General features: G+C 70.7%; 22 protein-coding genes. 7 read left to right on the top strand and 15 right to left on the bottom strand.

Annotated features, from left to right (window positions below; translation table 11 throughout):
• Positions 1-17 precede the first annotated feature (17 nt).
• From RR1_RS00655 to RR1_RS00640, 4 genes are all read left to right on the top strand, one after another.
• Positions 18-416, top strand: a complete 399-nt coding sequence (locus RR1_RS00655; RefSeq protein ID WP_010839126.1) for a phage holin family protein — start codon at positions 18-20, stop codon at positions 414-416.
• On the top strand, positions 413-718 hold the full coding sequence (locus tag RR1_RS00650) for a DUF3618 domain-containing protein (RefSeq protein WP_010839127.1): 306 nt from the start codon (positions 413-415) through the stop codon (positions 716-718). Before RR1_RS00655 ends, RR1_RS00650 begins: the two co-directional genes overlap by 4 nt.
• Entirely contained in the window at positions 715-984 is a 270-nt protein-coding gene (locus RR1_RS00645; RefSeq protein ID WP_010839128.1) for a DUF4235 domain-containing protein, read from the top strand. The genes RR1_RS00650 and RR1_RS00645 overlap by 4 nt, the downstream gene beginning before the upstream one ends.
• A gap of 99 nt (positions 985-1083) precedes the next feature.
• Positions 1084-2367, top strand: a complete 1284-nt coding sequence (locus tag RR1_RS00640; protein ID WP_051111241.1) for an HNH endonuclease signature motif containing protein — start codon at positions 1084-1086, stop codon at positions 2365-2367.
• Here RR1_RS00640 and RR1_RS00635 read toward each other — a convergent pair.
• The 5 genes from RR1_RS00635 to RR1_RS00615 are packed head-to-tail and all read right to left on the bottom strand — an operon-like array spanning position 2285 to position 9146.
• Complete coding sequence (locus RR1_RS00635; RefSeq protein WP_040774179.1) at positions 2285-4768, bottom strand: AMP-binding protein; 2484 nt, start codon at positions 4766-4768, stop codon at positions 2285-2287. The genes RR1_RS00640 and RR1_RS00635 overlap by 83 nt on opposite strands.
• Positions 4765-5880 (bottom strand): LLM class flavin-dependent oxidoreductase, encoded by a 1116-nt coding sequence (locus RR1_RS00630; protein ID WP_010839130.1) that lies wholly within the window; start codon positions 5878-5880, stop codon positions 4765-4767. Before RR1_RS00630 ends, RR1_RS00635 begins: the two co-directional genes overlap by 4 nt.
• A gap of 22 nt (positions 5881-5902) precedes the next feature.
• Positions 5903-7075 (bottom strand): 3-dehydroquinate synthase II family protein, encoded by a 1173-nt coding sequence (locus RR1_RS00625; protein ID WP_010839131.1) that lies wholly within the window; start codon positions 7073-7075, stop codon positions 5903-5905.
• A 47-nt stretch (positions 7076-7122) separates the two neighbouring features.
• Positions 7123-7971: a 2-amino-3,7-dideoxy-D-threo-hept-6-ulosonate synthase gene (locus RR1_RS00620; RefSeq protein ID WP_010839132.1), complete on the bottom strand. Its 849-nt coding sequence runs from the start codon at positions 7969-7971 to the stop codon at positions 7123-7125.
• Positions 7959-9146 (bottom strand): 4-hydroxybenzoate 3-monooxygenase, encoded by a 1188-nt coding sequence (locus RR1_RS00615; RefSeq protein ID WP_010839133.1) that lies wholly within the window; start codon positions 9144-9146, stop codon positions 7959-7961. The genes RR1_RS00620 and RR1_RS00615 overlap by 13 nt, the downstream gene beginning before the upstream one ends.
• Before the next feature lie 253 nt (positions 9147-9399).
• Here RR1_RS00615 and RR1_RS00610 point away from each other — a divergent pair, with 253 nt between their 5' ends.
• Together RR1_RS00610 and RR1_RS00605 are read left to right on the top strand one after the other, a co-directional pair.
• The gene (locus tag RR1_RS00610) at positions 9400-10254 is read left to right on the top strand and encodes a glycosyltransferase family 2 protein (protein ID WP_010839134.1); all 855 of its coding nucleotides are present in this window, start codon (positions 9400-9402) and stop codon (positions 10252-10254) included.
• Complete coding sequence (locus RR1_RS00605) at positions 10247-11581, top strand: lipopolysaccharide biosynthesis protein (protein ID WP_010839135.1); 1335 nt, start codon at positions 10247-10249, stop codon at positions 11579-11581. The genes RR1_RS00610 and RR1_RS00605 overlap by 8 nt, the downstream gene beginning before the upstream one ends.
• Here RR1_RS00605 and RR1_RS00600 read toward each other — a convergent pair.
• From RR1_RS00600 to glpX, 7 genes are all read right to left on the bottom strand, one after another.
• Complete coding sequence (locus tag RR1_RS00600; protein ID WP_081634200.1) at positions 11497-12399, bottom strand: glycoside hydrolase family 16 protein; 903 nt, start codon at positions 12397-12399, stop codon at positions 11497-11499. The two genes, RR1_RS00605 and RR1_RS00600, sit on opposite strands and share 85 nt — an antisense overlap.
• Positions 12396-12593 carry a hypothetical protein gene (locus tag RR1_RS00595; RefSeq protein WP_010839136.1) on the bottom strand — a complete coding sequence of 66 codons (198 nt, stop codon included), beginning with the start codon at positions 12591-12593 and terminating at the stop codon, positions 12396-12398. The genes RR1_RS00600 and RR1_RS00595 overlap by 4 nt, the downstream gene beginning before the upstream one ends.
• Positions 12590-14845 (bottom strand): hypothetical protein, encoded by a 2256-nt coding sequence (locus RR1_RS00590; RefSeq protein ID WP_010839137.1) that lies wholly within the window; start codon positions 14843-14845, stop codon positions 12590-12592. Before RR1_RS00590 ends, RR1_RS00595 begins: the two co-directional genes overlap by 4 nt.
• Entirely contained in the window at positions 14842-16785 is a 1944-nt protein-coding gene (locus RR1_RS00585) for a glycosyltransferase family 2 protein (RefSeq protein ID WP_010839138.1), read from the bottom strand. Before RR1_RS00585 ends, RR1_RS00590 begins: the two co-directional genes overlap by 4 nt.
• Positions 16786-16823: 38 nt before the next feature.
• The gene (locus RR1_RS22715; protein ID WP_238559035.1) at positions 16824-18017 is read right to left on the bottom strand and encodes a hypothetical protein; all 1194 of its coding nucleotides are present in this window, start codon (positions 18015-18017) and stop codon (positions 16824-16826) included.
• A 90-nt stretch (positions 18018-18107) separates the two neighbouring features.
• The gene (locus RR1_RS00575; protein ID WP_010839140.1) at positions 18108-19523 is read right to left on the bottom strand and encodes a class II fumarate hydratase; all 1416 of its coding nucleotides are present in this window, start codon (positions 19521-19523) and stop codon (positions 18108-18110) included.
• A gap of 67 nt (positions 19524-19590) precedes the next feature.
• A complete protein-coding gene (gene glpX / locus RR1_RS00570; protein WP_010839141.1) occupies positions 19591-20631 on the bottom strand; it encodes a class II fructose-bisphosphatase in 1041 nt (346 codons plus the stop codon).
• Positions 20632-20752: 121 nt separating this feature from the next.
• Between glpX and RR1_RS00565 the strand changes: the two genes are divergently transcribed.
• A complete protein-coding gene (locus tag RR1_RS00565; RefSeq protein WP_071990760.1) occupies positions 20753-21322 on the top strand; it encodes a DUF4245 domain-containing protein in 570 nt (189 codons plus the stop codon).
• A 52-nt stretch (positions 21323-21374) separates the two neighbouring features.
• Here RR1_RS00565 and RR1_RS00560 read toward each other — a convergent pair whose 3' ends face one another.
• From RR1_RS00560 to RR1_RS22565, 3 genes are read right to left on the bottom strand one after another with little or no spacing between them, the layout of a single operon-like run.
• Positions 21375-21623 (bottom strand): exodeoxyribonuclease VII small subunit, encoded by a 249-nt coding sequence (locus RR1_RS00560; RefSeq protein ID WP_010839143.1) that lies wholly within the window; start codon positions 21621-21623, stop codon positions 21375-21377.
• Positions 21624-21627: 4 nt separating this feature from the next.
• Entirely contained in the window at positions 21628-22923 is a 1296-nt protein-coding gene (xseA, locus tag RR1_RS00555; RefSeq protein ID WP_010839144.1) for an exodeoxyribonuclease VII large subunit, read from the bottom strand.
• Complete coding sequence (locus RR1_RS22565) at positions 22920-23510, bottom strand: lipid droplet-associated protein (RefSeq protein ID WP_010839145.1); 591 nt, start codon at positions 23508-23510, stop codon at positions 22920-22922. Before RR1_RS22565 ends, xseA begins: the two co-directional genes overlap by 4 nt.
• Positions 23511-23616 lie beyond the last annotated feature (106 nt).

Below are 23616 nucleotides of genomic sequence, written 5' to 3'. Positions count from 1 at the left end.
CGGAGGAGGCGAGAAAAGTGACCGAACGACCACCCGAGGAGCTCTCGACCGTACAACTCCTCGAACGGCTTCAGCATCAGACGACGACATTGGTGAAGACCGAGGTCAGGGACGCCCTGGACGAGGTCAAGGCGAAGGGCACCAAGGCGGGGATCGGCGTCGGTGTGTCCGGTGCGGGTGCCCTGCTCGTGTTCTTCGGGCTGGGCGCGCTCGTCGCAGCGGCCGTCATCGGCCTGGCGAACGCGGTGGACGCGTGGCTGGCGGCGCTCATCGTCGGGGCGGCACTGCTCGTGATCGGCGGAATCGTCGCGGCGGTCGGCGCACAGCGAGCGAAATCCGCGGTTCCCCCCGCGCCGGAGCATGCTGCTCGCAGCGTGCGTGAGGACGTCGACACCGTGAAGGAGCACCTCCGATGACGCATCGAGACGACACACCTTCGAACGGGGACGCCAGCACCGGCAAGGGTGAGCGCAGCTCGGAAGCGGACGCGCCACCGGTGACCGAGCAGCGTGAGGAACTGGCCGAGACGGTCGAGGCGCTGACCCGCAAGCTGGACGTGCCGTCGCGGGTCAACGCTGCCGCCGGTGAGCGGGCGCAGGCCGCCGCGACGGCGGTTCGCGACAACCGCCAGATCGTCGTCGGCGCCGCGGCGGGTGTTCTCGCGCTCGTGGTGTTGCTGATAGTCCGGCGTCGGCGCCGTGAGGACGACGACCGATGAGCGCGGTGTCGAAGGCCCTCTACAAGCCGCTGTCGCTCGGAACCAGCGTCGTCGGCGGCATCGTCGCCGGGGCTGTGTTCAACCAGGTGTGGAAGCGAGTCTCCACGAACTCCGACACACCCGACCCCAAGGACCTCCAGCGGAGCATCGGCGAAGTACTGCTCGCCGCGGCACTTCAGGGCGTCGTGTTCGCGGTCGTGCGCGCAGCCGTCGATCGTGCAGGAGCACGCGGATACAAGGCAGTGACGCACACCGAACCCACGTGACCCACGGCCGTCGACACCGAGTTGTCCACAGCTCCAGAACTATCCCCAGCTGGGAAAACACTGCGTGCATCGCAAGGACGTTCGACTAGGATCAGACGCATGGGGGCGGGAGAAACACAGACGCAGGCATGGCAGCTCGGTGATGCCGAGCTGTCGGCCGCGGTGCTCGACATCTCGCGGCATATCCAGGTGTTGCAGGCGCGGCGCGTCACGTTGATGGGAGAAGTCGTCGAGCGCGGTCTCGCGACCGCAGCGGGGTATCGCGACGGCGGGTCGTGGCTTGCGGCGCACACGATGCTCGAGATCGGCGAGGCACGGGATGTGGCGGCGTTGGGGACGGGTTTACGGACCGAGCCGGAGATCGCTGCGGCCGTTGCCGAACAACGGATCTCGCCGCGGCACGCGAGCATGCTGTGCGCGTTCTTCGACAAACCACCGTCAGCGGTGAAGGCTTTGGCAGAGACCGACCCGGACGAGCATGCGGCAGTGATCGCGGCGTGCCGCGCTGCACTGTTGGCTGCTGCGGCGCCGGGGCCGGAAACCTCCACGAAGTCGGTGCGGACGGCGATCGAGACGCTGCGGGCGCGGCTGGATGTCGACACCGAGGGGCCGACGACTCGCGAGCGTGAGGATCTGAACACGCTGACCGTTTCGAACACCCTCAACGGCAGGGTGGTGCTCCACGGCGACCTCGACGCCCTCTCCGGGGAAATCCTGTCGACCGCCCTCTCGAAGCTGTCCGCGCCACGCCCGGCCGACGACGGCAGCCGTGATCGCCGCTCTGCCGGGCAGCGACGTGCGGACGGGCTGGTCGAGATCTGCAGACGTCACCTCGATGCCGGCGAGAACGGGCACGAAGCTGCCGAGAAACCCCATGTGACCGTCATCGTCCACCAGCGTGACCTCGCGAAGCAGCCCGACGGTCGCGACGAACGGACGTCCGTATCGGTGACGGCCCTGCTGGACGGGATCCCGTTGCCCTGGATGCCGTGGGGCGGCACACTCTCGCCGGAGACCGCGCGGGCGGTGGCGTGCGATGCACGGGTGACGCCGGTGATCGTCGACGACAACGGTGTGCCACTGTCGATGGGCCGCACCACGCGGCTCGTCACCCCGGCCCAGCGCCGGGCATTGACGGTCCGCGACCGGGGATGCGCGTTCCCGAATTGCACTGCGCCACCGGCTTGGTGCGAGGCTCACCACATAGAGCATTGGGCGGACGGCGGACCGACCGACCTCGACAACACCGTGCTGCTCTGCGGTAAGCATCACCGGCACATCCACCACAGCGGATGGAGCATCATCCCGGTCCCACGCGGCAGACCCCGCTTCGAACCACCGGATGCACGGCCACCCTCGCCGCGCGGTTCGGTCGTCGCGTGAACGCGGTCGGTAACGGGTCGCTCAGCCGCGCCCTAGCGCGCGCCACGGTGTGAATCGTGGGTGCGTGGAGGACGGCGTGGTGGTCGCCGGCGACACGGTCGATGTCGAGTGGCCCGGTGAGTATCCGGCGCCACCACTGCGGATCGTCGGGGTTGTCGGCTGCAATCACCACTCGGGCCGGAACGTCCAAGGGACGCGGACGCCACCGAGCGCCGACGCGAACCCCCTGCTCCCAGAACACCTTCTCCTGCAGAGCGTGCTCGCGCCGGATCACTCCCGCCGTGTACACGCGGGCGTGCACCCGCACTCGCTCCACGAGCGGGGGAGCGGCGATCGCGGGCCCGGACACCGGTGTCGTTCCCGTGCCCACGGGTCGTGCGCCCGGCGGCAGCAGCGTGTCGAGCACCGTGAGCGCCGCGACGTCGTGTCCCTCCGCCCGCAACGCGCGTGCGACCTCGATCGCCAGAATCCCGCCGAGCGAATGCCCGACGAGACGGTACGGCCCCTGCGGCTGGACGGCGCGCATCGTCCGCAAGTGGCGGCGGACCATCGCCGCGACCGTCCAATCGGGGACCCCGCGCCGTTCCAGCCCGTGTTGGGCGAGCGCGTACACCGTGCCGTCGTATGCGCGCGCCAAATCGGCGAAGCACGACGGATCCGCACCCGCACCGCAGAAGGCCCACACGACGGGGCCGGCGTCGCCGCCGAGTCGCGTCGCCGACGCCGGAAGCGCCTCGGGCGCAGCAGAACCCGCTGCACCTGCGATTCCGGCCGGGCTCGCGTCCGCGACGACGTCGTGAACACCGAGAGCCCGCCCGGTCTCGGCCTCGATCCGTGCGAGCACGCGGACGAGTCCGAGCGACGTGCCACCGAGTGCGAACGGATCCTCGTCGCGCCCGATCGCCACTCCGAGCTCGCGCCGCCACGCCTCCGCAGCGGCGAGTTCGACGCCCGGCCGCGCGGCAGCGAACGGCGGCCGCTCCGCCGGCACGACGAGATTCGCGCGATCGACCTTGCCGCGTTCGGTGCGCGGCAGCGACGTCATCGGCACGACGTGCGTCGGCAGCATCCACGACGGGAGGGCGAGGGCGAGGTGCCGACGGATCGCGGCGACCTCGCGTGCACCGGGACCGCTGACGAAGGCCGCGACCACCGCACCTGCGTCCGTGCGCTGCGCGATCACGACTGCCTCGCTCACACCCGGTGCTCGCAGCGCCGCCGCTTCGATCTCGGAGGGCTCGACGAGATAGCCGCGGACCTTCACCGCGCCGTCCATGCGTCCCAGTAGGTTGAGTCTGCCGTCGGCGTCGAATCGTCCCAGATCGCCGGTGCGATACCGGCGCACGCGCTCGTCGACCGGCTCGAAACGGGTGCCGTCGCCGAGCACGTATCCCTCGGCGACGAACTCGGACTCCACGACGATCTCACCCGCGCCGGACGCATCGGGCGAGTCGATGCGGACGACCTTGTTCACGCCCGGAACCCCGGCGGGTATCCGCTCGGGCACCTCGGCCCCGGAGCCGACCATCGCGAACGCGAGGTTCCCGGTCTCCGACGATCCCGACAGATTGCAGTACGCGAACCCGTCGCCGAGACGCGCGCGTGCCGAGGCGACGTCCGCGGAGTGGACGGCCTCGCCGCACGTCGTCACGAGGCGCAGCGTGCGCGGCGCCGCTTCCGCCGACCACGACGCGACGATCGACCGCAGCAGCGACGGAGTGGCATGCAGCGTCGTGAGGTCGTTCGACCGCACCCACTCCTCGATGCCGTCGCGCCCGATCTCACGCGGGTCGTACCAGTGCAGCGCAGCACCGTTCAGCAAGGCCATCACGACGACGTCCATGCCGCCGCCGAATCCGATCGGCAGTGCGGAACCGATCCGGTCCTCCGGCCCGACATCCAGGTGATGTGCGAAATCGACGGCCTGCCCGAGCCACAGGCGTTGTCCGTGACGCACGGCCTTGGGGGTTCCGGTGGAGCCCGAGGTGAAGAGAAGCACGGCGGTGTCGGCGCGCGACAGCGGTCGCAGTGGCTTGCGGCCGGACAGCGCCACGACGGCCTCGGGCGAGAGTCGCTGCGCACCGGACAGATCGACGATCGCTGTGCGGCGATCCTCGGGAAGCTGCGAGTCGAGCAGTACGAGCGGGCGGCCCGAGATCAGGATCGTGACGACGGCACGGACGCAGTCGAGCGAGCACACCGTGTCGAGGGCGACCGGCGCGGTTCCCAGAGCAACGAGACCACGGGCCGAGGCCGTCGCCGTCGCGACGAGCCGCCCGAACGTGATCCGCTCGCCGCCGCACACGATCGCGATCCGATCGGGGGCGGCGGCGGCGATCTCGTAGAGCCGCTCACGGATCGACTCGCCCGGCACGGGCACGCGCGTGACGGGAGCGGTCACTGCCCGGTGAGCCTGGGCAGCAGCAGTGACGCCGTCGTGCGCGCCTCGTCGATCAGCGGCCACCCGGACAGGATCCAGATGTCGATGCCCAGTTCGGCCGCCATCGCGTTCATCCTGGCGGCGACGTTCTCGGCACTGCCGACGAAGTAGTTGCCGGTTCCCTTGCCCGCGATGTCGAACGGCGGCTCGGCGCCGGACCACGTCGTCAGGCCTGCCGCCGTGTTCGGGGCGAACTCGAGTTCGCTGCGAGTCGGCAGCCGTCCGCTGCGCAGCGCGTCGATCCGCGCCTGCACCTGAGCGTCGTGCGACGTCAGCGTTGCCAGCGGATCGAACCCGAAACTGCGGAGGTTGCGGTCCGCCGTCGCGAGCACCGATTCGGGGCTCGTCCGGGCGAGTTGCGACTCGAAGTAGTCCCACGCCTCGTCGTCGGTCTCGCGGACGACGACGCTCGCGAGCGCGCCGAACCGCATCTCGCGGCCGGTCTCGGCGCATGCCTTGCGGACCTTGGAGAACACGGCGTCCATGTCGGGTACCGGTGCCATGAACATGAGGTAGGCGTCGAGGACCGCCGCGGCGTGGGCGATCCCGGCGGGTGAAGCGCCCGTGCCCCAGATCGGGACGCCGCCGGGCTGCCGCGGCCCAGGGATCGCCGGCTTGTAGCGGGGGCCGTACGCGAAGTGCTCGCCGTCCCACGCGGCGGTCTCGTCGAGATACAGCTCGCGCACCCGGGTCCAGTACTCGACCGAACGCTCGTACCGGGTGTTCTTGTCGTGGAACTGCCCGTACCGCGCGAGTACCGGGTCGGCGCCGTTGACCTGATTGAAGATCAGCCGCCCACCGGAGTAGTGGTCGAAGACCTGCGCCTGCTCGGCGAGCAGGGCGGGCGGCTTGACTCCGGGGTACTCGGGTACGACGAAGCGCAGCTGGGTGGTCTCGCCGACGAGCGCGATCGCCTCGCGCGCCGTCGTGAGGGCGCCGTGGAAACCGAGCCGGTCGAGGACGCGCGCCTGCTCGCGGACGGCGGCGAACGACGGCTCGTCCCGCGCCGCCGGATCCCACGGCGCGGGACCGTCGTTCGTGCCGATGTACCAGAGGACGTCGGGTGTGCTCATCGTGTCGCTCGCGGCCGGTACGTCAGCGCTCGTCGCAGAACTCGGTGATCGGCAGCCCGACGTGCCGCGCCTCGCGGGGGACGTAGCCGAGCAGCCGGTCGCCCTTGCGGAGTTCGGTGACGTTGTTGACGCTGCCGCCGGGGCCGAGCAGCCGCACGTGCCAGTCGTCCTGCGTGATGACGTTGATCGACCGGCCGTCGGGCGTCGTCGCGTTGATCGACAGCAGGGGGCGCTTCTCGATCTTGACTCGGCCGATGCGCACCTCGCGGACGCTGCCGTCCGAGCGCACGGCGAGGATCGGAAAGCCGGCCTTCAGTTCGCTGACGTAGCGCGTGCGGTTCTCGGGCCCGAGGACGTACGAGTGGACGGCCGCGGCGTTCCATCGGAACGGGCGGGTCGGCATGTACGGCAGCGGATGGGTCTCGCTGCACGAGAGGAACATACCCGTCGAGAACGAGCCGACGAGGCAGCCTTCGTCCTTGTCGAGCAGTGAGCACGTGTCGATGCACGCGCGATCGCCGATGCCGATGTGCTCGATGGCGTCGACGACGAGTTCGCACAGTTCGAGCTTCTCGGCCTCGTGCTCGACGATGCGCGCGACCTTGACGACGTCGTCGGCCGAGCGCGGTGCGAGCAGCAGTCCGTCGGAGCCGTGTTCGAGGACGAGCTTGACGATGCCGGCGTCCTCGACGTCGGTGACCGTCGTGACGGTGCGCCCGCCGCTGTTCTCGGCCGCGGCGATGACGATCTCGAGCGGAATCTTGGTGGGATCGGTGAAGGTCAGCAGCGTCCACGGCACCTCGCGGACGACCTCGCACGCCTCCTGGAGGGTCGGGGCGTCGGAGACGACGACGTGGACGCCGCGGTCCGGGGTGTGTCCGACGTGCGGCGACGTGAGGTGAGCGCGATCGTTCACGACGACGAGATCGACGTCGTCGTACGGGAACCCGTCGACCGCGGGCTCGTCGAGGACGAGGATGCGGCGCACCGTCGGGGGCAGGCCCTCGAAGACGGCAGGATCGTCGGACAGCAGCCCGTCGATGCGGTGGTGCAGCGCGGCCTGCACGATGGGGGCGAGTGCGTCCGCACCGATCCCGCGGAGGTCGAGCCACGCGAAGTGGCCCTCGCGGCTCGCGGGAGCCGCGGCGGTCAGTGGCGTGATCCGGTCGGTGACGATCGTGGTGGTCTCGGGCATGGCCGGGGATGTTCTTTCTGTGGAGACGGACATCGCGAAGGTGAGTTCTACGCGAGTTCGAGCTGGGGGTGCGCCGGTCGCACGGCGTGCGGTTCGGCGTCGCCGCGGACGAGCCGGGCGAGGCCCGTGGCGACGGCGAGGGGATCGGCGGCCTCGAAGACGTTGCGGCCGAAGCACAGTCCCCCGGCGCCGGAGGCGAGGAGGGTGCGCGCGAAGTCGACGACGTCGTCGTCGGCCGCGAGCCGACCGCCGCCCGCGACACAGAGCGGGATCGGGCAGGTCGCGGCGACGGCGGCGAGGGCCTCGGGCGAACCCGGGTAGTCGACCTTGACGATGTCCGCACCGAGGTCGGTCGCGATCGACGCGAGATGGGCGATGTCGCCCGACGGCGTGGGTGCGGGCCGCTCCCGCCCTCGCGCGTACATCATGGCGAGCAGCGGCATCCCGACCGTCTCGCATTCGCGGGAGACGGCGGCGAAGTCGGCGAGTTGTCGCGCTTCGGTGTCCGAGCCGACGTTGACGTGGACGCTGACGGCGTCGGCGCCGAGCCGCATCGCATCGTCGACACCGGAGACGAGGACCTTCGCGTCGCGATCCAGGCTCAGTTCGGTACCGGCGGAGAGATGCACGACGAGACCGAGACTCGCGAACACGGCGGGATCGACATGCCGAACGCGGCCACGGTGCAGCACGACGGCGCCGGCGCCCGCGTCGGCGAGCAGCCGCACGAACGACGCCGTGTGGGATGCGGGCCCGAGCGGGCCGAGCGTCACGGAGTGGTCCATCGGCACGATGAACATGTGTCCCGTCACCGGATCGGTGATGCGCGAGAATCGAATTCGCTTACCGGTGCTGTGACGCATGCCGGACGGGCTCGGGAACGTCAGTGGTTCCATCGGTGACTCCATCGAGAAGGGAACGGCAGGCCGAGGTAGACCTCGCCGAGCGCGGTGCGCTCGGCTTCGGACTCGACCCATCGGCGCAGGCGTGCGAAGCGCAGCCGGGCGTCCAGCGGGTCGTCCGACATGCGGTGGAGGGTGGTCGTGAGCGTCCACGAGAACAGTTGCGCCGCCCAGATCCGGGGGAGGCACGTCGCGGCGTACGCGTCCAGTGCGTCGCGGGCACCGGTCGCGAACCAGCGGCCCAGGGCGTGCGAGAGGACGGCGGCGTCGGACACCGCGAGGTTGAGTCCCTTCGCGCCGGTCGGGGGCACGATGTGGGCGGCGTCGCCGAGCAGGAACAGCCGCTCGTGCGACATGGTCTCCGACACGAACGATCGCAGGGGAGCGAGTGAGCGGTCGACGATCTCGCCGCGGTCGAGCGGCGCGCCGTCGTGGGACTCGCTGCGGACGGCGAGCTCGTCCCAGATGCGGTCGTCCGGCCAGTCGGCGAGGTCGGTTCCTTCGGGGACCTGGAGGTACTGCCGCGTCACGGCAGGCCCGCGCATGCTGTGCACCGACAGTCCGTTCTCGTGCGCGCAGTACATGCCCTCGTCGGAGACGGGAGTGCTGTTCGCGAGGATCCCGAGCCACGAGAACGGGTACGACCGCGAACGATCGCGGCGCAGCGCGGTGGGGATCGCGGTGCGCGCGACGCCGTGGAAGCCGTCGCAGCCCGCGACGATGTCGGCGTCGAGCTCGTGGACGTGTCCGTCGCGTTCGTAGGTGACGCGTCCGGTCGCGGTGTCGATTCCCTTGACGAAGGCGCCGAACAGGATCGGCAGGCCCGACGAGACGCGCGCCGCGATCAGATCGGCGACGAGTTTCTGCTGCGGATACACGGTCGCGTGGCCGCCGACGAGCGAGTGGAAGTCGAAGCGGTGGGTGGTGCGATCGAAGCGGAGGTGGAAACCGTCGTGGGCCATGCCCTCCGCCGCGAGACGGTCGCCGATACCGAGTTCGTGGACGACGTCGACGGTGGGCTGTTCGAGTATTCCGGCGCGCGTGCGCTTCTCGACATACTCGCGCGAACGCGATTCGAGGACGACGGAATCGATTCCCTGGAGTTCGAGCATGCGCGCGAGAACGAGACCGGCAGGGCCGGCCCCGACGATGGCTACCTGGGTGCGCACGTGTGACCTCGAACGAGAGATGTCGAATTTCGGAACGCGACGAACTGTAGCGCATCGATGAGGTTAGGCTCAGCTCAGTGATAGTGATCATATGCAGAGCCCTGGGTACCCCTTTTCCGGCGGAACTCTCATACGGTGCTCTCGACTCGCCCGGAATCGGTCGCAACGCGAACGTTTCACGGCCGCAGCACAAACCGTGCGCGCCGCGAAGCGTCCGACCCGGGTATCCCTTCATCACGCCCACGGAGTTCCTGTGACCGCGCCATCGCCGATCGACCCGCCCGCCACCGCCACTCCCGACGTCCCCGTCGTCCCGCCGGCGGCGGTCGACTCGGGCAACGGTCCCCACCGCCCGACCGTCACCGTCGTGATCCCGGCGATGAACGAGGCCCGCAACCTGCCGTTCGTCGCGGCGCGGATGCCCGACGGCGTCGATCAGATCGTGTTCGTCGACGGCAATTCCACGGACGACACGATGGCCGTCGCGCGAGAGCTGTGGCCCACCGCGACCTTCGTGACGCAGACGCGCCGGGGCAAGGGCAACGCGCTGGCGTGCGGTTTCGCCGCCGCCACGAGCGACATCATCGTCATGATCGACGCCGACGGGTCGACCGATCCGGGCGAGATCCCGCGGTTCGTCGAGGCGCTCGTGGGCGGCGCGGATCTCGCGAAGGGGAGCCGATTCGTCGCTCCCGGTGGCAGCAGCGACATCACCGTGCTGCGGTCCGTCGGCAACAAGGGGCTCAACGGACTCGTCAACCTCGTGTTCCGGACCCACTTCTCGGACCTCTGCTACGGCTACAACGCGTTCTGGCGCCGGCACGTGCCGGTCCTCGAACTCGCGCCCCCGGAGTACTCCCGCGCGCAGTGGGGCGACGGCTTCGAGATCGAGACCGTCATCAACGTGCGGCTCGCGACGAGCGGCCTCGAGATCGTCGAGGTGGGCAGCTTCGAGGGGCCCCGCATCCACGGCCGCAGCAATCTCAACGCGTACAGCGACGGAATGCGGGTGCTGCGCACCATCGGTCAGGAGTGGCGTCACTGGCGCGCCACCCGCGACATCCGTAAACAGTCGCAGCGTGCGGACATCCGCGAACTGAGTGCCTGAGCGCACCGCGAGCGGGAAGAGCCTCTCGCGCAACAGCCTCGCGCTGACGGTCTCCGCGGCCGTCACCGGCGTCACGGGACTGCTGTACTGGCTGCTCGCGGCACGGCTCTATCCCGCGCGTGAGGTCGGTGCGGCGTCGGCCGTCATCACGACGGCGACGATGCTCGCGGCCTTCGGAAATCTCTCGCTCGGCGCGCTTTTCGAGCGCTTCCTCCCCGAGGCGGGGGCGCGTGCCCGCGCGATGCTGACGCGCGGTTTCACGGTCGGCGCCTTGTGCGGGGCGGTGCTCGGCGCAGGATTCGTCGTGGTCGGGCCGGCCGACGAGATGTTCACCGGGCCGCTCGACGCCGCGCTGTTCCCGCTCGCCGTGGCGATCCTGTCGGGGTTCGCGCTGCTCGATCACACCGTCGTCGGCCTGCGCGAGGCCGGGTGGGCGGCGACGAAGAACATCGTCCACTCCGTCGCGAAGCTCGTGGCTCTCGTCGCGTTCGCGTTCACGGCGTCGCGCGCCGGAATGGTCTGGACGTGGCTGCTTCTCGCGGCCGGGTGCGCCGTCGTTCTCGCAGTCGTGGTGGCGCGGCGCGTGGGGACGGAGTACCGCGACGGGCCCGTGACGTTGCCGCCGCGCCGCGAGATGCGAGGCTTTCTCGCGGCGTCGTACGGCATCTACGTCGTCGGCGCGATCGCGCCGCTCGTCCTGCCGATCGTCGTGATCGCGACCCTCGGCGCGGAGGCCAACGCGTATTTCGCGATCTGCTGGTCGCTCGTGTCCGCGGTGCTGGTTCTCATGACGATGCTGACCGGCCCGTTCGTCGCGTCGGTGGTGTCGGCACCCGAGGCCGAGCGCGCACCGGCGATCCGCCGTGAGACCCGCCGGTACGTCACGATTCTCGGCGCCGTCGCTGTCGCGGGCGTGCTCGGGTGCGCCGGGATCGCACCGATGCTGCTCGGCCTGCTCGACCCCGCCTACCAGGAGGAGGGCGTGCCGCTGCTGCGCATCGTCGCGTGGGCGTTCCCGCTCGCGATCGTCGCGCTCGTCTACAACGCACTCGCCCGTGTCACGCGTCGTCTCCGGCTCGCCGTCGGCGTGCAGCTGCTCGTCGCCGTCGTCGTGCTGGGTGGTAGTGCACTGTTCCTGCCGGAGCACGGGATTCGGGCGATCGGCTGGTCTTACGTCGTGGCCGAGGCGCTCGCGGCGGTCGTGCTCGTCGTCCCGCTCAGGCGAATGCTGCGGTCGGCGGCTCAGCCGATCGGCGCGGCGTCCGGTGCCGGCTCGAACAGCCCCTCGGACTCCATCTCGCGCAGTTCGGATTCGATCGGCGCGTAGACGGTGACCCAGTCGATCTCGACGACGGGTGCCGCAGGATCCGGGGACCCGCTGCAGGGCGTGAGGCCCCAGTCGAGGCGCCGCTCGCACGCACCGGCCTCGGCCTGCAGCCCGAGCCACATCGGGACGTCCGGCACGATGTCGTCGCCGCGTGCCTCCGCCCACACCTCGCCGTCGAGCAGGTAGCGGACGAGGCCGGGCAGCCACTCGACACCGATGGTGTGCCACTCGTCGAAGCGGCCGGTGATCTCGGCGTCGTCCTTGTCGTTCTCGCCGTTCTCGTCCACCCAGTGCAGGAAGGCCGTCGTCTCGGTGCGATCCGGGCTCACCGACTCCGCGAAATCGATTTCGGGCGGCCAGTTCTCGTCCTGCGGCCACAGCAGCATGTGGTACGAGATCGCCTCGCTGCGGTCCGCGCGCATCCTGATCTCCCAGCGCCCGTAGCGCTGTGTCACGGGATAGTTGGAGACGCCGCCGGTGATCCACCGGCCGTCGACGCGCTCGGCGCCGAGGCGCAGCGCTCCGTCGGACAGCGTGACCATCGACGGGTCCCACCACGAATGCGGATTGCCCCCGGGCGTTCCCTCGTACGTACCCCACCTGTCGCCGAGTTCCGCTCGGTCGAACTCGTCGGTGAAGATCTGGTGCCAGCCGCGCAGGTCGCCGCGGGGGACGGGGACTCCGCCGGCGCTGACCACGGGGGCGTCGGCGCTGCTCTTCTCGGCATCGGGATCAGGTGCTGCCGACGACGGCGCGCACGCCGCCAGGAGCGCCGAACCGAGCACGGCCGCAGTTGCTGTCGCGAGCGGTCGTCTCATCCGGCGAGCGAGATCAGCCGGTCGAGTGTGGCGGCCGCCGCGACGACGACGCACACGGCGACGGCGGCGGTGAGCAGATGCGCACTGCGGCCGCGTCCGACGACTCCCGTCGCGGGAACCTCGCGCTCGCGCAGGGCGATCGAGGCGAGCAGCAGCACGCCGGAGAGGACGAGCGATGTGACGGCGACGGTCATCGGGCTCCTGTCGGTGCGGGATCGTCGAGGGCGAGCGGGGGAGCGTCGGCGCGCCGCAGCACGAGCACCGAAGCACTCTCGTACATCGGCACGTAACCGATCTCGGCCACGCCGGCGAGCGACGCGTCGAGGTACTCGCGGCTCATGCCGTACTGCAGTTCGAGCATCCCGATCGCCTGCGACGTGACGAGGATGTACGACGGCCAGCGATCCTCGGCACATCCCGCGAGGTCGTCGAGGCACGGATAGCTGTCGATGAACCACACGCGGGGTTCGCGTTCGAGCAAGCGGCGGGGACCGACGGTGTGGGGCGCGTGGCTCCACGTCATGATCGTCGCGTCGCCGGGGGCCCGCTCGACGAGCGCGCCCGACACCGTGACCTCCTCGTCCGTCGACGCCTCGAACGCCGTGTTGAGGCCGCGGTTCGTCGTGAGCACGAGCATCGTCGCGACGAGGCCGACGATCGCCACCGCCGCCGCGAGTCCGCGGACCGCCGCGAAGCCCCGTACGGCCGGGGCACGACGCAGGGCACGGGCGGAGTACGCGAGCGCGAGCGCGACGAAGGGCGCGAGGACGGGCGACGCGAGCACGAAGCACCGGATGATCATCTCGCCGCCGTAGCTCTGCAGCGCGACCATCGAGAACGGTGCGGCGCACAGCACTCCGGCGACGAGCCAGGCGCGGCCGCGAGTCCGGCGCACCCCCGTCGCCACCCAGCCGCCGAACGCCACGAGCCCGAAGACGCCGGACGCGCCCATGCGGAGATACTGCATCTGCTGGTACACGGGGTCACCGGCGAGCCGGTCCTGCACGCCGCGGCCCACGGCGGTGCCGACCTGGCCGATCTCGGCGAAGAGCGCGTGGAGGTGGCCGAGCCAGTAGTCGGTCGCGCCGTAGCTGAACCACGCCGCGAACATCAGCCCCGCGGCGATCCACAGTGTGCGGTAGCGGGTCACGCCGCAGGCCGCGAACGCCGCGAGCGCGATGACGGTGAGGATCGGCGTGATCTGGTGGCTCATCGTGTTCGCGAGAACGACGAGCAGCAGAACCGCGCCCAGCGCGAGGGTCCTGCCCGACGACCAGCCCGGGACGAGTCCCGGTGTGCGGCGCGGCCCGTCGAGCACGAGGCCGCGGAAGCCGGGCCTGATGGCCGGCAGCGGAGCCGAGCGCAACTGCCACAGCAGGACGGCGACGATCGTCGCGTAGAACACGACGGCGACGGCCTGCGGCGCGAAATAGTCCTGCTGGTACCAGTTGAACGCCTGATACACGACGACGGCGACCCAGGCCAGGCGTGCTCGCCGCGTCACGACGAGCGCGATCGCGTAGACGGGCGCGCACATGATCATGCCGAACGCCAGTGGCGCGTAGGTCATCAGCGCCTCGGTGTCGGGAAGGCCTCCCGTCGTCACGAGATGTGCCGACGCGGCGAAGAATCCGGCCCAGCTGAACCGCGCGTCGATCCCGGACGGCAGGAAGCCTGCCTCGGCGATCGTCGACACGAAACCGCGGTGGACGAAGGCCGTCGGGACGGACGTGTGCCCCGTCGCGACGCCGACGAGGAGGGTCGAGTACGTCACCAGTACCGCGACCGACGCCGTGGCGACGACGTGATCGATCCTGGTGCGGCGCAGCGTCGTCACGAGGACCCCTGCCACGACGACGAGCCCGGCGACGTAGGCGGGCCCGATCTCGGTGACGATCCCGAAGCGATGTGCGGCCGCGGTGTCGAGGGTGCGGGCCGCGACGACGAACAGCACGAGTGCGACGGCGAGGGCGGCGAGGGATGCCGCACGCACCCGGAGGGAATGACGCGGTGCGCGCTTCGGCCGCGGCGCGTTGCCCGCGCGGCCGAGCAGGACGGCACACACCGCGATCGCGGCGACGGCGAGGAGGGTCTGCAGCACGGCCGGTGACCACGCCTCGATCACGACTGCCGTCTGGGTCGCGACGATCGTCACGGCGAGCGACGTCGAGATCGTGACGGAGGTGGCGAGGGCGAACCCCGGGATCCGCAGGGCGGCGGTGACGGGCAGACCGGGCATCGCGAGCGCGCCGATCACGACGATCGCGGCCCGCAGGGGCAGCGGGATCCAGTCGTGGATGTCCGCTGCCACGAGCAGGTTCAGCAGCAGGACGGTCGTCGCGACGACGATGCCGCACGTCGCGACCGAGCGGGTCGAGCCCAGGCCCGAGTCGGCCCCGGCGGGCTCGGTGGTGGGCGGCGCCGGAGCCGGCGGAGCGATCGTCATGAGCGGGTGCGGGCGCGTCCGGCCCGAACGCGGCTGCGAGCGTAGAGAACCGGGCCCACGAGGTATCCCCACACCTCGAGGAGCCGCAGATGTACGGGCCAGTCCGTGGGTACGTTCTCGTTCTTTGTGGAGTTCGGCGACAGCAGCATGTGCAGTCCGCGGGGGAACCGTCGCACCAGGTCGAACGTGTGCCGGGGACCGGTGAACGCGAGCTTGGTCAGCGACGCCGCCATCCCGGTCCCGTACCCGTAGCTCTGGACGCGCAGGTCGGCGAGATTGTCGCGGTGGTAGTGGCGCACGACGGCGTCCGGCGCATAGGCGATCGCCCACCCCGCGAGCAGCGCGGTGCGGTAGAGGTCGAGGTCCTCGCCGCCGTGGGCGGGGGTTCCGGTGCCGAGATGCTCGTCGAAGCCGCCGATCTCGCGCAGCGCATCGGTGCGGAAGGCCATGTTGTTGCCGGTACCGCACTCGCCCGCGGTGAACGGGAAGAACGGCCCGTGCTCGCCGAAGCGGCCGAGCCCGCCGAGATCGCCCGCGTCCCGCATCGCCCACACGGTCGCCGTCGTGCCCTTGTCGAAGACGCCGGCGTCCTCGAACCACCGCTGTTCCCGGGTGCCCGATTCGGTGCCGAGGACTCGGCCGGTCACGCCCGCGAGTCGACCGTGCGTGTCCGCCGCGAACGTCGCCAGAATCCGGTCCAGCCAGTCGATCTCGGGTGTCGCGTCGTCGTCGGTGAAGGCGACTATGCGTCCGTGCGCTGCCGCGACGCCGAGATTTCTCGCCGCGGACACACCCGGAACGGGCTGCCGAAGGATGCGAAGCCGGGGGTCGTCGATGCCGCCCACGACGCGGTCGACGTTGCCGTCGCACCGATTGTCGACGACGAGAAGCTCGAACTCGCGGTGCTTCTGGTCGAGCACCGAGTGCACGGCGTGGGCGAGCGAATCGCGTCCGACCGTCGCGATGACGACGGAGACGAGTTCGTCGGCGCGGATCGGCGTCGCCGTGACGGCACGCGACGGGGTGGCCCGGCGGCGGCGCGTCGTCAGCAGTCCCGCCGCCGTGGCGACGAGACCGAGCGCGAGCGCAACGACCCGGGCGAGGGGAGCGACGGACCGGGCGCGGGCCGCGTCACGCACAGCGTGCAGCACGCCCGACGGGAGCGTGCGCGTCACGTAGGTGCGCTCGGACGACAGCCCCGCGCCGGGGCCGGTGATGGACGACAGGATCGCCTTCGAGCGCCCTTCGTGACGGCAGCGCGAGGTGAAGTAGCGCCACGTCGCACGCGATTCCGGAACAGCGTGGTCGACGGCGAAATCCGTGACGCGCACGATCCGCGTCCGCGCGTCGTGCGCCGTCAGCTCGATGCCCATTAGCGTCTCCTCGCAGCCGGCGGGCACCGTTCCGACGCGGCCGAGTTCGCTGGAGAAGCCGCCGACGGCGACGAGGGCGTCGCGCCGCACTGCCATCGCGGCGCCGATCGGGTTGCGGATCGTCGCGCCGTCGTCGGGCAGGCCGCGGTAGTCGCACCCGACGACCCAGCCGAACTCGGGCGGAAACCACGCGGGCCGGGACGATTCCCAGTCGGCGTGGACCGCGCCGCCGATCGCGACGACGTCGGGGTCGGCGAAGGCGCGGCGCACGGCGTCGAGGGCACCGGGCCGCAGCGCGGCGTCGTCGTCGAGGAACACCACGACGTCGCCCCGCGCATTCTCGAGACCGGTGTTGCGTGCCCCCGAGAGTCCGCGCGGGCCGCTGTTGGCCACGGTGGCGATGCCGCGTTCGTGCAGGTCCGAGGCGAGCGTGTCGTTGTGGTCGACGACGACGACGAGCCGGTCGGCGTCGCCGAGTTGGGTGCGGGCGGAGTCGATACTGCGCACGAGCAGCGCGTCTCGCTCCGTCGTGTAGCAGCACACGACGACGTCGAGGGACGGGGTCACGAGGGCTCCGGATCGAGGAGGGGCAAGGAAAGGCTTGCCTACCTTAGCGGACGTGGGGCGGCGATGGTCACCGACGTCGTGGCGCCGGTCGCCAGCAGGGCGACAGGCTCGTTCGCGAACCGCGACAGTGCATCCGCGACGTCGCGGGTCGTCAATGCCCCGCCGTGGAAGGACGCGGTGAGCTGGAGGCTGCCGGCCACGAGTGTCGACACGATGGTGAGGTCGCCGGGTGCGGCCGGATCGCTCTGTGCGAGATACAGCGGCGCGAGATGCTGCGGATCGGTGCCCGACCACGCGCGCGGGGTGCGCCGGGGAACCTCGCCGACGTGCGAGAGCAGCACGCGCGCAGGTCGAGACGGGGGAGCGTCGGGGATGCGCCGCGATCGTGCGGCGAGGCACGTCATCGCGAGTGTCGCGACGGGCCTGCCGCTGCTCGCCGCACGCCGCAGCGCTGCGTGGACGGCATCCGGGTCGTCGTCGAACGCGAAACGCAGTCCCGCGGCGAAGTTCCCGGCGGGCGCGGCGCGACCGGGCAGATAGCGGCGGGCGTCGAACGGAACGGTGGTGACCGGATCGAGCGGCATCCGCTCGGCGAGCGCCCGGCGGAGACCGACGACGGACAGCGCGAACATCGACGTGCCGGGATGGTGGCGATCCCGGAAGGCGCGCAACTCGCGCCGCACGGATGCGGGCTGGACGGCGTGCACGATCTCGACGGCGCCCACCTCGCGGAGCCCGGACGGGTACGGGTCGGGCGTCGGTTCGGAGCGGCGAGCGTCGCCGGCGACACGGGCGGCGCGCCGCGGATCGGTCGCGAAGGTCCGCAGCGCGGCCCGTGTCAGCGGGGCGCGTACCCGCCGTGGTGCCGGAACCGGCTCGCCGAGCACGGTCTCGTGCACCGTGAGCCCGAAGTCGATCTCGCCGAGCCCGTGATCGTGTTCGGTCAGCAGCCATTCTCCCGCGACGGTGACGTCGATCGGCGCCGTGCGGGCGCACGTGGGAGCGCTCGTCAAGAGCGTCGCGGGATCCTGCGGAGCGGCGACGCTGCGCACCTGCACGGCGTGCGGGTCGCGATCCCACGTCCGCGCGGCGGTCGGGACGACGCCGATCCCGGGATGTCCCGAGCGGGCGAGCCGGTCGCGGACGGTGCCGAGATCGGCGAGCGGCACCGGTCCCATGAGCGACCTGACCCGGACACCACGGTGCAGTCGGTCGAGCACGTGAGGGCGCATCGCGATCTCCGATCGGACGAAACGGACTCGCGAATGCTACGTCGCCGCGACGCGCGGTGGTGAGTGCTCGCCGTCACACGGTGGATTCCCCTACAGATCCTTGCTGCGATCGAGGTTCGTCATCGCGAGGACGTCGAGCTTCTCGTCGAGGTCTGCTTCGGTGAAGTCGTCGGTCAGCAGGCCCATGTCGATGACGGTCTGCTTGATCGTCTTCTTCTCCTTCAGCGCGGTCTTCGCGACGGCGGCGGCCTTCTCGTAGCCGATCACCGAGTTGAGCGGCGTCACGATCGACGGCGACGACTCGGCCAGGAAGCGCAACCGCTCGTGGTCGGTCTCGAGGCCCGCGATGCAGCGATCGGCGAACAGTCGCGAGACGTTCGTCAGAAGCCGGTACGACTCGAGCAGGTTGCGTGCCATGACCGGGATGTACACGTTGATCTCGAAGGCGCCGCCGGCTCCGGCCCATGCGATCGCGGCGTCGTTGCCGACGACCTGCGCCGCGACCTGCGTGACCGCCTCGGGCAGAACGGGATTGACCTTGCCCGGCATGATCGAGCTGCCCGGCTGCAGATCGGGCAGATGGATCTCGGCGAGCCCCGTGAGTGGACCCGAGCCCATCCAGCGAATGTCGTTGGCGATCTTGGTGATCGAGACGGCGACCGTCCGCAGCGCACCGGACGCTTCGACGAGGCCGTCGCGCGCCGCCTGCGCCTCGAAGGCGTTCTTCGCGTGGCTCAGCGAATCGAGTCCGGTGGACTTCACGAGTTCGGCGACGACGCGCTCCCCGAACTCCGCCGGCGCGTTGAGTCCCGTGCCGACCGCAGTGCCGCCGATCGGCAGTTCGCCGAGCCGTGGCAGCGTCGCGAGGACGCGCTCCATCGCGGCTTCCATCTGCCGCGCGTACCCGCTGAACTCCTGGCCGAGCGTCACCGGCACCGCGTCCATGAGGTGCGTGCGTCCCGACTTCACGACCTCGCGCCACTCGTGCGCCTTGTCGTGCAGCGCGAGCCGCAGGTGGTCGAGCGCGGGAATGAGATGTGCGACAGCGGCTTCGGCGGCCGCGACGTGCGTCGCCGTGGGAAAGGTGTCGTTCGACGACTGCGACATGTTCACGTCGTCGTTCGGGTGCACCGAGACGCCGGCGTTCGCGGCGATCGACGAGATCACCTCGTTGGCGTTCATGTTCGAGCTCGTGCCCGACCCCGTCTGGAAGACGTCGATCGGGAACTGATCGTCGTGCTCGCCGGCGGCGATCTCCTCGGCGGCCGCGACGATCGCGTCGGCCTTCGCGGGATCGAGTTTCCCCAGGTCGCGGTTGACGCGTGCGCACGCGGCCTTGAGCAGACCGAGCGCCCGGATCTGCTGGCTCTCGAGCCCGCGATGGCTGATCGGGAAGTTCTCGACGGCACGCTGCGTCTGCGCCTTCCACAGCGCGTCCACCGGAACCCGGACCTCGCCCATCGTGTCGTGTTCGATGCGGAACTGCTGATCGGTGTCGTCACTCATACCCCAAACCCTGCCACTGTCGTGGCAGGGTTTGGGGTGCTTGACCGATCTCGTCGGGGAGGGGCGCTCAGAAGGACGGGGGAACCGCGCCGTCGACGCCGTCGAAGTCCACTGCGGAGTAGGTGCGCAGCTTCTCGAGGCGGTGGTAGGCCTCGATCATGCGGACCGTGCCCGACTTGCTGCGCATCACGAGCGACTGCGTCGACGCGCCGCCGCCGTAGTAGCGCACGCCCTTCAGCAGATCCCCGTCGGTGACGCCCGTCGCGCAGAAGAAGACGTTCTCGCCCGACACGAGATCCTCGGTGCCGAGCACGCGGTCGACGTCGTGTCCGGCGTCGATCGCCTTCTGCCGCTCCTCGTCGTCCTTCGGCGCGAGGACACCCTGCAGGACGCCGCCCATGCAGCGCATCGCGGCCGCGGCGATGATGCCCTCGGGGGTGCCGCCCGTGCCGATGAGCAGGTCGGTGCCCGAGTCGGGGCGTGCCGCGGCGATGGCGCCCGCGACGTCGCCGTCGGAGATCAGCCGGATGCGCGCACCCGTGTCGCGGACCTCCTGGATCAGCTCGGCGTGGCGGGGACGATCGAGGATGCACACCGTGACGTCGGACGTCGACGCACGACGGACCTTCGCGACGCGCTTGATGTTCTCGGCGACCGGCGCCGTGATGTCGACGACGTCCGCGGCGTCCGGGCCCGCGGCGATCTTGCGCATGTAGAAGACGGCGGACGGATCGAACATCGTGCCGCGCTCGGAGACTGCCAGCACCGAGATCGCGTTGGGCATGCCCTTGGACATGAGGGTCGTACCGTCGACGGGATCGACGGCGAAGTCGCAGTCCGAGCCGTCGCCGTTGCCGACGTGCTCGCCGTTGTAGAGCATCGGCGCTTCGTCCTTCTCGCCCTCGCCGATGACGACGATGCCGTTCATCGAGACGGTCGAGACGAGCTCACGCATCGCATCGACGGCAGCGCCGTCGCCACCCTCCTTTTCACCGCGCCCGACCCAGCGGCCGGCCGCGAGTGCACCGGCTTCGGTGACGCGCACCAGTTCGAGGGCGAGGTTGCGGTCCGGGGCCTCGCGGCGACTCGGCTCGGTGCTGGCCGTCATGGGCGTGTGCCTCCTGCTGCGGTACGGACGGGAACGTGCGCTCATTGTCGCAGAATGGCGGCCGGGCCAGCGGGCTGGGTCGGATGGTGACCCGCCGACGCGCACCTGGATACTGGATCCCGTGGCATCGGATAAACCCCGCATCCTCCAGGGCGGTCGCGACATGCTCTGGTCGCTGCTCGCGCTCGGCGCGTTCTGCGTCGTCATCGCGGCGATCGCGAACCAGTGCACCCTGAGCCCGGGCGGGCCGACAGCCGGTCCGGTGCCGAGTTTCGACATGAGTGCGGGACTGCAGTACGACGCGCAATCGCTCGACTTCCCCATTCGTGAACCCGTCGTCCCCGACGGCTGGCAGACGAACTCGGGCAGCCGTGCCGTCGTCGCGGGCGACGCGGGTGGCGACGCCACGACCGTCGGATTCATCGACGCCGGTGGCCGTTACCTGCAGTACACGCAGAGCTCGGCCGACGAACTCCCGCTCGTCGGGTTCGTCGCGGGTGAACCGCGCTACGCCGAGGGCAGCGAGGACATCGCTGGCCGGACATGGGTGGTCTACGGCGGTCAGGGCGTCGAGCCGATCTGGGTCGCCGACTTCGGCCAGAGCCGGATCCTGATCTCGGGCAGCGCGGGCGAGGAGTCGTTCGTGACGCTCGCGACGGCCGTCGAGAACGCACCGATCCTCGAACCCTGAGTCGGCGAACCCTGAGTCGGCGAACCCTGAGTCGGGCCTCCCGAGACCGCGGCTACTCGTCCTCGATCTCGGTGCGCGCGATCGCGTCCTCGACCCGCTTGCGCGCGCCTGCCAGGTGCTCTTCGCAGCGGGTGGCCAGTGCCTCGCCGCGCTCCCAGAGCGCGAGCGACGCATCGAGGTCGAGCCCACCGTGCTCGAGGATGCGCACGACGTCGACGAGTTCGTCCCGCGCCGCCTCGTAGCCCAGTTCGGCGACAGGCGTCGGCTCGTCCCGGTCGGCGTTCTCGCCGGCTTCGCTCACGATCTCACTTGTCCTTTCCGATCACCGCCGCGCGCACGGCGCCGTCGGCGACGCGCACGCGCAGTTGGGTTCCGGGCGGCATCTCGCCGACCTCGCGTACGACTTCGGGAGCACTGCCCGCGGTGACGCGCTGCACGACCGAATAGCCACGGGCGAGGGTAGCGGCCGGGCCCAGCGTCGTCAGGCGTGCCCTCAGGTGAGCCAGTTCGGTGCCGTCCGCGTCGACCACACGCCGCACGTCGCGACGGATCGCCGCGAGCATTCGGTCGACGTCGTTCGCTCGCTCGTCGAGGGCGCGCCACGGCTGCGCGAGCACGGGCCTGCTGCGCAGTCCTGCCACGACGCGCTCTTCGCGGCTGACCCAGCGGCGCAGCGCCGCCGCGGCACGCTCGGTGAGGTCGGCGACGAGCGCACGCTCGGCCGCGGCGTCGGGGACGACCCGCTTGGCGGCGTCGGTCGGAGTCGCCGCCCGCACGTCGGCGACGTGATCGCTGAGCGGGCTGTCGGGTTCGTGCCCGATCGCACTGACGACCGGCGTCGTGCACGCCACGATCGCCCGGCACAGCGTCTCGTCCGAGAAGGGCAGCAGATCCTCGACGCTGCCGCCGCCGCGGGCCAGCACGATCACGTCGACGTCGTCCGCCGCGTCGAGTTCGCGCAACGCCGTGAGGATCTGCGGCACCGCGGTCGGCCCCTGCACCGCGGTGTTGCGGATCTCGAACCGCACCGCGGGCCAGCGGCTCTGCGCGACCTTCAGGACGTCGCGCTCGGCCGCGCTCGCCCGACCGGTCACGAGGCCGACCGACCGGGGAAGGAACGGCAGCGGCCGCTTGAGCCGGGGATCGAACAGGCCCTCGGCGGCGAGAAGCGCGCGTAGCCGTTCGATGCGGGCGAGCAGTTCACCGACGCCGACGGGCCGGATCTCGGTGACCCGCAGCGACACCGTGCCGCGGCCGGTGAAGAACGACAGCTTGCCGAAGACGACGACGCGGCTGCCCTCGGTGAGGGGCACCGGCGACTCCTCGAGCAGCCGCGGCGAGCACGTCAGCGAGAGCGACATGTCGGCGGCGGGATCACGGAGCACGAGAAAAGCCGTCCGCGTGCCGGGGCGGGCGTTGATCTGCGTGATCTGGCCCTCGACCCAGATGCTGCCCAGCCGGTCGATCCACTGCGCCACCTTGAGCGCAACCGACCGGACCGGCCACGGATGGTCGGCCGAGTTCGGTGGGGGAGTCGACTGTGCGGGGGATTCCGGGCGGAGGGGTTCGGGTCGTGACGATTCGGGTCGAGCGGAGTTCACTTGGCGCGCGCGGTGGTGATGCGGTTCTCGAGCATGGTCTGGAACGGTGCGCGCGAGGCCGTCGCGTTCTCGTACTCGAGCAGCGCGGCGAGTTCGTCCACCGACAGCGTGCGCAGCCGCGCTCGAAGCTGGGCGAGCGTGAGCGACGCGTAGTCGAGGTACTCGGCGATCTCGGGGACGCCGACCTCGCCGCCGCCGCCCGATCCGGACGACGCGGACTCGTCGGCCTCGGAACGGTCCGGTGCCACGGTGTAGAGGGCGAACCGTCCGGCGGGAGCGTCGCCTCGGTCCGGAGCCTCGCCGTTCGGCGACTGCCCGTTCGGTGAATCGCGGTTCGACGAATCGGCGGCGTCGTCGAACACCGCGAGTTCGCCGTCGCCAGGGCCGCATCCCGCGAGTTCGAGCGCCTCGTCGCCGCGGATCGCGAGCGTCGTGATCGACTGCTGCACACGCATCGAGGTCTGCAGCACCTGGCTGACGGCGGTCATGGGGAGAGCGGCGGCAGCGCCGGGGAGGCGGCGGACCTCGTCCACTGCGGTGACGGCGAGTCCGAGTGCGACGCGGGCTGCGAACGGTGGCCGGATCATGTGACAAGAGTGCACGAGACCGTCGCATTTCGGTAGTCGGGACACCCCGGCGAGCCGGGCGAGTCGCCCACGGCCGCGGCGACTCGGCACCCGTCCTCCGCCCGGG

This window comes from Rhodococcus rhodnii NBRC 100604, assembly GCF_001894925.1.
GTDB lineage: Bacteria > Actinomycetota > Actinomycetes > Mycobacteriales > Mycobacteriaceae > Rhodococcus_F > Rhodococcus_F rhodnii.
The sequence above is the reverse complement of the archived record's forward strand: the minus strand, read 5'-3'. Positions and strand labels throughout refer to the sequence as shown.

Coding starts and splice junctions, on each gene's coding strand:
- RR1_RS00650 (WP_010839127.1), top strand. CDS start 413: ATGACGCATCGAGACGACACACCTTCGAACGGGGACGCCAGCACCGGC.
- RR1_RS00645 (WP_010839128.1), top strand. CDS start 715: ATGAGCGCGGTGTCGAAGGCCCTCTACAAGCCGCTGTCGCTCGGAACC.
- RR1_RS00640 (WP_051111241.1), top strand. CDS start 1,084: ATGGGGGCGGGAGAAACACAGACGCAGGCATGGCAGCTCGGTGATGCC.
- RR1_RS00630 (WP_010839130.1), bottom strand. CDS start 5,880: ATGAGCACACCCGACGTCCTCTGGTACATCGGCACGAACGACGGTCCC.
- RR1_RS00625 (WP_010839131.1), bottom strand. CDS start 7,075: ATGCCCGAGACCACCACGATCGTCACCGACCGGATCACGCCACTGACC.
- RR1_RS00620 (WP_010839132.1), bottom strand. CDS start 7,971: ATGGAACCACTGACGTTCCCGAGCCCGTCCGGCATGCGTCACAGCACC.
- RR1_RS00600 (WP_081634200.1), bottom strand. CDS start 12,399: ATGAGACGACCGCTCGCGACAGCAACTGCGGCCGTGCTCGGTTCGGCG.
- RR1_RS00595 (WP_010839136.1), bottom strand. CDS start 12,593: ATGACCGTCGCCGTCACATCGCTCGTCCTCTCCGGCGTGCTGCTGCTC.
- RR1_RS00590 (WP_010839137.1), bottom strand. CDS start 14,845: ATGACGATCGCTCCGCCGGCTCCGGCGCCGCCCACCACCGAGCCCGCC.
- RR1_RS22715 (WP_238559035.1), bottom strand. CDS start 18,017: ATGCGCCCTCACGTGCTCGACCGACTGCACCGTGGTGTCCGGGTCAGG.
- RR1_RS00575 (WP_010839140.1), bottom strand. CDS start 19,523: ATGAGTGACGACACCGATCAGCAGTTCCGCATCGAACACGACACGATG.
- glpX (WP_010839141.1), bottom strand. CDS start 20,631: ATGACGGCCAGCACCGAGCCGAGTCGCCGCGAGGCCCCGGACCGCAAC.
- RR1_RS22565 (WP_010839145.1), bottom strand. CDS start 23,510: ATGATCCGGCCACCGTTCGCAGCCCGCGTCGCACTCGGACTCGCCGTC.